Origin of the sequence: Amycolatopsis rhizosphaerae (genome assembly GCF_007713715.1) — a bacterium.
In the GTDB taxonomy this organism is placed as follows: Bacteria; Actinomycetota; Actinomycetes; order Mycobacteriales; family Pseudonocardiaceae; genus Amycolatopsis_E; species Amycolatopsis_E rhizosphaerae.
Genome location: NZ_VJWX01000526.1, coordinates 1 through 4,890 on the forward strand (window position 1 = coordinate 1; position 4,890 = coordinate 4,890).

Below are 4,890 nucleotides of genomic sequence, written 5' to 3' on the forward strand. Positions count from 1 at the left end.
CCGGCCGAAATCAGCGACCGCAACGCGTCGAGGCGCAGTTCGAGATCCCGGTGCAGCACCCGGTCCGCCTCCTCGTCCCGGCCGGCCATCTCCACCGTCGTGTTGACCGCGAAGCAGCCAACGCTCCGCCCGTCTCGGCGGTTCTCGAACTCCCCGTCGATGACCATCGCGAGCCACGCGCGGACCCGTTCCAGCGCCGGACGCTTCTCGTCGCGCAGCACGGCGAGATGTGCACCGGACATGAGCTCCACATAGCGCGTCAGCGCCCGCCGGAACAGGTCATGCTTGCTCGCGAAGGTGTTGTAGATGCTGCTACGCCCCAGACCGGTGGCCTCGCACAGATCCTGGGTCGAAGTGGCCTCGTAGCCCTGGGCCCAGAAGGCACGCATGGCCGCCTCCACGGCCTGGTCCTCGTCGAACTTCCTCGGGCGGGGCATGGCGCCCACCCTAGCAGATTTTGGACTGGACGATTCAATACTCTGGCCGGGCGGCCAGGTCCCGCAGAATCCGGGCGGTTTCCTCGTCGAGGGGGAAATACGTCTCCAGGACGATCTCGTCGAGGGTGATGTCGAAGGCCGTGCCGAAGGTCGTCACGGTGTTGAACAGGCACAGCTCGCGGCCGCGGTGCTCGATCCGGATGGGCATCGCGATCTCCGCCGGATCGGGTGGCGGCTCCTCCCCCGTACCGTAGGAACGGACTTCCTGGTAAAGCGCGGCGAGCTCCGCATCGCCGGTGGCGGCCACCTGCCGCGCCAACCGCGGCAGAAGATAAGCACGCACCTGCGCCAGATTGCGCAGACGGGGCGCGAAACCCTCCGGATGCAGGCCGAGCCGCATCATGTTCACCGGCGGCTCCAGCAGCCCCGGATCGACCCCCGCCCAGAACAGTTCCGCGGCGGAGTTGGCAAGCAGGAGGTTCCAGCGCCGGTCCACGGCGAGCGCGGGATATGGCTCGTGGCCCCGCAGCACCCGCTCCACCGCCTCATGGGCCTTGGCCAGGTCCGGATCCTCCAGCGGACGCTCCCGGTAGACCGGCGCGTGCCCGGCCGCGACCAGTAGCCGGTTGCGTTCCCGGACCGGCACGGCCAGGTGTTCGGCGAGACGCAGGACCATCCCCCGACTGGGGATCGTCCGGCCGGTTTCGACGAAACTGATGTGGCGCGCCGAAACCTCCGCCTGCAGGGCCAGATCGAGCTGGCTGAGCTCGCGGCGCCGCCGCCATTCGCGCAGCAGCTCACCGACCGGACGATCGTCACGCACGAACGACAGTCTTCCGGCCGTCCCCCGCGAAAGCCACTACCAGCAAGGTAATCGACGAACCGTGGTTGGGCTGCCAAGGTCTGCGGCATGAACGAAACGACTGCCGCCGGACGAAACGCCCGACTCGTCCGGACGATTTTCGCGGAATTCGCCGCGGGAAACCTCGCCCCGCTGCGGGAAGCGCTCCACGACGACTTCGTCGAACACAGCCCCGGCAACCCCTCGGGCCGGGACGCGTTCCTCCGGTTCATCGCCGACTCCGAGGTGGCGAAGGCGGAACTCGACCTCAAACGGGTCGTCGCCGACGAGGAACACGTGGTGGTGCACTACCGCATGACCCCGCCGGGGCAGGAGCGTGGCCTCGCCGTGGTGGACATCTGGCGGCTGGCCGACGGCCGTATCGCCGAGCACTGGGACGTGGTGCAGCCCGTCCCGCAAGCGCGGGAAGTCCCGAACGGAATGTTCTAGACCGCGGTGCCGTGAGGGGTCCCGGAAGTGCCGTTCCCCTGTCGATCGACTGTGAGGGGACCCCTCACGGCGCGGTCAGCCGCGTGTGTCGACCGGGGCGTGCAGCGAGAGATGCGGGGACAGGGCGCGGAGGAAGTCCGGGGCGTCGAAGGCCGCACCGGCGGACGCGACGCCGGTGGTCCTGGTCCGGCCGGTCAGGATGCGGTCCACGGCCTCCACGGCGAGCGGTGCGCTGATGGCGTAGATGTCCTGACCGGAGGCCACCACGCGGCGTTCCGTGCCCTCGGAGCGGACGAGGACGTCGACGACGAAGGTCTGCGCGGAGCGGCCGCGCTCGTCGACGGCGGTCGGCCCCGAGGCGTCCGGAGCGGACAGGTCCGCGGCTGCCCTGGCGGTCATGTAGGTGCGCACCTCGGGGATGGCCAGGTGACTGGGCACGGTGACGACGTCGGCCATGGTGAACTCTCCGATGACGCTCTGGGGACCGAGCGGAGCCGGGAAGGGCCACTCCAGGGTCGGCATGGCGTCGTCGTGGTACTCCAACCGCCCGCCCGTGTAGCGGACACGGCGCCCACCCCGTCGCCGCCCGGAGACCACACCCGAAGCGAGTGTCCCGGCGGTGGGGTGCCAACTGCTCAGGCCATAGGCGACGTGCGCCTCGTCCGCCGCCGTCCAGTCGCCCATCGCGGTGGTGACCAGCAGGTCACCGAGGCCGCCGTAGAAGGCCATGGCCGGGACCACCAGCGTGCCCCGGTCACGGGCGCGGTCCGCGAAGTGCGCGAACGTGTCGACGTTCGCCTCGATCTCGGCCGCCACGTCGACATACGGGATGCCGGCGCGCAGCGCCGCCTCGATCAGCGGGGCGGCGGTCGCGGCGAAGGGCCCGGCGCAGTTGATCACGGCGGCCGCACCGTCGAGCGCGCGGTCGAGCGAGGACGGGTCGTCGACCGACGCCTGCCGCACCTCGAGCCCCGGCTGGGCCTGCGCCAGCGCCAGCAACTTGTCCCGGTCACGCCCGGAGGGAAGCGGGACGTATCCGCACTCGCGCAACTCCGCGACCACGAATCGCCCGGTGTGCCCGTAGGCCCCGAACACCGCCACGGTCCGACCCGATCCCATGCCCGCTCCCACCTGTCCGAAATGATCCACACGGAAATCCTGCCCCCGTGGACCCTCGGCGCCCAGTGTCCGGAACGACATGACCCGTACAATTCCCGACATGGGCTCCTTCCCGCGTTCCGTGGCGGTCGCCGCCACCGAGGGGATGCTGCACTTCGAGCTGTCCCTGGCCTACGAGGTCTTCGGCTCCGCCCCGGCCGCCCTGCCCGGCCCCTGGTACGACGTCACGGTGTGCGGCACCGACGCCGTCCGGGTCGGCCGGTTCCTGCTGGAGCCGGACTGCGGGCTCGACCGGCTGGCGCACGCCGGTACCGTGATCGTCCCCGCCTTGGCGGACGTCGACCAGGACCCGCCCGCCGAACTCGTCGAGGCGGTGCGCGCGGCCCACGAGTCGGGCGCGCGGGTGGTCTCCCTGTGCACGGGCGCGTTCGTCCTCGCCGCTGCCGGGCTGTTGGACGGGCTGAGCGCGACCACCCACTGGGCCCACACCGACGACCTGGCCGCGCGCTATCCGCGGGTGAAGGTCGACCCGGACGTGCTCTACGTCGACAACGGCAGCGTGCTCACGTCCGCGGGCAAGGCCGCGGCGATGGACCTGTGCCTGCACCTGGTCCGCCGCGACCACGGCCCGGCGGTCGCCAACGTGGTCGCGCGCCGCCTGGTCGTGCCGCCCCACCGGGCCGGCGGCCAGGCCCAGTTCGTCACCACACCGGTGCCCGCACAGGACGGCCATCCGCTGGCCGAACTACTCCCCTGGGTGATGCGGCGGCTGGACCAGCCGCTCACCGTGGAGGATCTGGCCCGCCAGGCGAACATGAGTTCGCGCCACCTGGCGCGCCACTTTCGCTCGATCACCGGCACCACCCCACTGCAGTGGCTGCTGACGCAGCGGATCCGCCGCGCACAGGAGCTACTGGAAGCCACCGACGACAGCATCGACACCATCGCTTCGGCGGCGGGCATGGGCACCGCGACCACCCTGCGCCGCCACTTCCACCGCGCGATCGGCGTCCCGCCGGACGCCTACCGCCGCACGTTCCGGGCGTGAGCTACCACCCCAGGGACGGGCCGTGATCAACCATCTTCGGACCAGTACCGCTGCACCCTGGCAATGGCGTCCTCCTTGCTCATCACCGACACGTCGGCCTCGGGCAGACCGACCCGCGAGATCAGCAAGTGCACGAGGTCGGCAGGCAGGGACTCGCGCGGTGGGGCGGGCATGCCCCGTGGCGGCCTGACACCGTCGCAAACACAGGACCAGAAGACCGGCTCGTCGACCTCCAGCTGATCACGAAGAATGTGCCGCCACAGTCTCGGCCCGTAATCGGTCCGATCGACCGGATGGGAGATGCGGGTGCGGAGGATCCTGCCATCGGGAAGACCGAGTTCGTAGGTGACGTGGTGCGTACCCGTGCGCCCGCGGGCGTCGCGCACCTGGCGCCACCGCTCGGTACGGCAGAAGGTGTCATGGTCCTTACGGGTTGGGTGAGGCCACGTCACCTGGAGGCCCCCACCAGCCAGTCACGAAGCTGCTCATCGTCACTCAGGCTGATCAACTGGACCAACCCCCAGTTGTCACGGTGGTTCGGCGAGTCCAGGAGACGTTCTTGCCAGTCCTCCGCGTACTCCCGCAGTGCGTCGACCATCTCCATGATGGCGACGTCGAAGGTATCGCCGTCGGCAGCCACGGGAAGTCCGGGAATGAACACGGACCAGCCACCGGCCTCCGACACCACTTCGGCCCGCGAGGGAATGATCGACGCAAGGAAATGCCTCAGCCGCGCGACATCCACGACGGCACTCGTGGCCGAGTCACGCCGAACCGTCGCGACGCGACCTCGCTCGGCCGCATCCAGCAGATCCTTCAGATGTGCGCGCGCATCGGTGTAGCTCTCGTAGTGAACAGCAGACACGACCCGACCTCCAGTGCGGTCTCCGGATGCCAGTGTCTCTCCCTGCGGGAAGTACGTCAAGTACGCGACGTACTTGACGCCTGGCTTCGGTGAGGTCGTTTCGAACGACGCGGGACGACCACACCCAGGT

7 protein-coding genes are annotated in these 4,890 nt (G+C 69.8%); 2 read left to right on the forward strand and 5 right to left on the reverse strand.

Annotation, left to right across the window (positions count from 1 at the left end):
• On the reverse strand, positions 1 to 437 hold a 437-nt coding region (locus FNH05_RS32230; protein ID WP_144592624.1), incomplete at its 3' end, for a TetR/AcrR family transcriptional regulator.
• Between the two features lie 34 nt (positions 438 to 471).
• The gene (locus tag FNH05_RS32235; protein ID WP_144592625.1) at positions 472 to 1,260 is read right to left on the reverse strand and encodes an MmyB family transcriptional regulator; all 789 of its coding nucleotides are present in this window, start codon (positions 1,258 to 1,260) and stop codon (positions 472 to 474) included.
• Between the two features lie 87 nt (positions 1,261 to 1,347).
• Between FNH05_RS32235 and FNH05_RS32240 the strand changes: the two genes are divergently transcribed.
• Complete coding sequence (locus FNH05_RS32240; protein WP_144592626.1) at positions 1,348 to 1,728, forward strand: nuclear transport factor 2 family protein; 381 nt, start codon at positions 1,348 to 1,350, stop codon at positions 1,726 to 1,728.
• 75 nt (positions 1,729 to 1,803) lie between these two features.
• On the opposite strand, the gene FNH05_RS32245 is transcribed toward FNH05_RS32240, so the two are convergent.
• Entirely contained in the window at positions 1,804 to 2,847 is a 1,044-nt protein-coding gene (locus FNH05_RS32245) for a saccharopine dehydrogenase family protein (RefSeq protein WP_144592627.1), read from the reverse strand.
• Positions 2,848 to 2,926: 79 nt separating this feature from the next.
• Here FNH05_RS32245 and FNH05_RS32250 point away from each other — a divergent pair, with 79 nt between their 5' ends.
• On the forward strand, positions 2,927 to 3,895 hold the full coding sequence (locus tag FNH05_RS32250; protein ID WP_222426770.1) for a helix-turn-helix domain-containing protein: 969 nt from the start codon (positions 2,927 to 2,929) through the stop codon (positions 3,893 to 3,895).
• 26 nt (positions 3,896 to 3,921) lie between these two features.
• Here FNH05_RS32250 and FNH05_RS32255 read toward each other — a convergent pair whose 3' ends face one another.
• Entirely contained in the window at positions 3,922 to 4,281 is a 360-nt protein-coding gene (locus FNH05_RS32255; RefSeq protein WP_246128068.1) for a cytotoxic translational repressor of toxin-antitoxin stability system, read from the reverse strand.
• A gap of 62 nt (positions 4,282 to 4,343) precedes the next feature.
• A partial coding sequence (locus FNH05_RS32260) for a hypothetical protein (protein ID WP_246128069.1) occupies positions 4,344 to 4,890 on the reverse strand: 547 nt, incomplete at its 5' end.